This window comes from Streptomyces sp. NPDC056224 (assembly GCF_042267665.1).
Taxonomy (GTDB): domain Bacteria; phylum Actinomycetota; class Actinomycetes; order Streptomycetales; family Streptomycetaceae; genus Streptomyces.
Genome location: NZ_JBHJTK010000109.1, coordinates 1 through 1,530, shown reverse-complemented (window position 1 = coordinate 1,530; position 1,530 = coordinate 1). Strand labels below are relative to the sequence as shown.

Annotated in this window: 2 protein-coding genes; one reads left to right on the top strand and one right to left on the bottom strand. The window is 66.9% G+C overall.

The window, feature by feature from the left end:
- Nucleotides 1-478 (top strand): hypothetical protein (locus ACFCZ1_RS38500; protein WP_376682912.1); only part of this gene is annotated, 478 nt, incomplete at its 5' end.
- On the opposite strand, the gene ACFCZ1_RS38495 is transcribed toward ACFCZ1_RS38500, so the two are convergent.
- Entirely contained in the window at nucleotides 473-1,312 is an 840-nt protein-coding gene (locus ACFCZ1_RS38495) for an IS5 family transposase (protein WP_376682911.1), read from the bottom strand. The genes ACFCZ1_RS38500 and ACFCZ1_RS38495 overlap by 6 nt on opposite strands.
- Nucleotides 1,313-1,530 lie beyond the last annotated feature (218 nt).

Genomic DNA, 1,530 nt, shown 5'->3' with positions numbered 1-1,530 from the left:
AAAGAGCGTTTTGTCCCGGCGGGGGTGTTTGGTAATTCGCGGGTTGGGGTCGCGCGAGGAGGCGTGTGAAGATCCGCTCGTGGAGTGCGATGTGTGTGGACGGGCTATGTGGCGATGGCCGGCGCCGCCGACTGTGTGGGGAGAGGAGATCTGGTCCTGTTCCTGGTGCCACGCCGCCACCCATGTGGGTGGTGAGTGGTTCGAGGTCTCGCGGCCGCCCTACTTGCCAGTGGAAATGCGCTGGGAGAAGGCCGTCGCGGACGGCCTTCCCGCCGAGGTCTCCCACGCCTTCGGCATCTTCGACAGAACGCTGTGCGGAATCCAGGAAGCTGGCATGTCGCCGTCCGATCACTGGTGGCTGCCGGAGCGGGGGAACGCCTGTGGCGCCTGCCGGGAAGCGGCGGGTGTCATCGATGCCCGCTGGCCGCAGGCAATGAGGGGCGAGGAAGCGCGGGTCAGCGTGGCCCGGCGGCTATGAGTCCTTCCAGTTCGGAGTCGACTCTCGTGTGAGCCTGCGGCTCATCAAGTCGATCATCGCGAGGTGGATCATCGCTTCGGAGCGGTGCGGGTGGGTTTCGTAGTCGCGGGCGAGGCGGCGGTGGTTCATGAGCCAGCCGAAGGTCCGCTCGACGACCCAGCGCCGCGGGATGACCTTGAATCCCTTCTGGCCCGGGTCGCGGCGGGTGACCTCGACGTCGATGCCGAGGGCGGCGCCGTGGTCGATGGCCTTGGTCCGGTAGCCGGTGTCGGCCCACGCCTTGGTGATCCTGGGGTGGGCCTTGGCAATGTGCGAGAGCAGGTGGATGCCGCCGGCGTTGTCGGAGACGCTGGCCGCGGTGACCCAGACCGCGAGGAGGAGGCCGAGGGTGTCGACGCCGATGTGGCGCTTGCGTCCTGCGATCTTCTTGCCCGCGTCGATGCCCTGGCCGGCGGCCGGGACGTTGGCGGACGTCTTGACGCTCTGGGCGTCCAGCACGCATGCGCTCGGTTCGGCGTCCCGGCCTGTGGCCTCCCGGACAAGTCGGCGGAGCAGGCCGTTGAGCTGGTCGAAGACTCCGTCCTTCTGCCAGGCAGCGAAGTATCCGTAGACGGTTTCCCATGGCGCGAAGTCGTGGGGAAGGTAGCGCCAGGGGATCCCGGTCCGGTCCACATACAAGACCGCGTCCATGATCCGGCGCAGGTCATGCTCGGGCGGCCGCCCGATGTCCAGGCCCTTGCCTCGCCGCTCGGCCCGCCAGGTCGACAGAATGGGCTCGAGTAGTTCCCATCGGGCATCGGACAGGTCACTCGGATACGGCCGCTGTCGAGACATGTTTCGATAGTCCCGTCGGCAGGCACACAGCCACAGGGCGCAAACAGGGGTGGGTGGGGGCGCCTTGGGATCAGACAGGAGCGAACGGGCGGAAAGCTGCCCGGCAATGGCGTCAGCCGTCTCTCACGTCACGGATATAGACCCAGCCCTCAGCACTCCCAGCTCACTCCGCTAACCAAACGGCTGCCAAACACCCCTGTTGGGACAAAACGCTCTTT

Excerpts from the sequence above, each read along its gene's own strand:
- ACFCZ1_RS38495 (WP_376682911.1), bottom strand. The coding sequence starts at position 1,312 with ATGTCTCGACAGCGGCCGTATCCGAGTGACCTGTCCGATGCCCGATGG.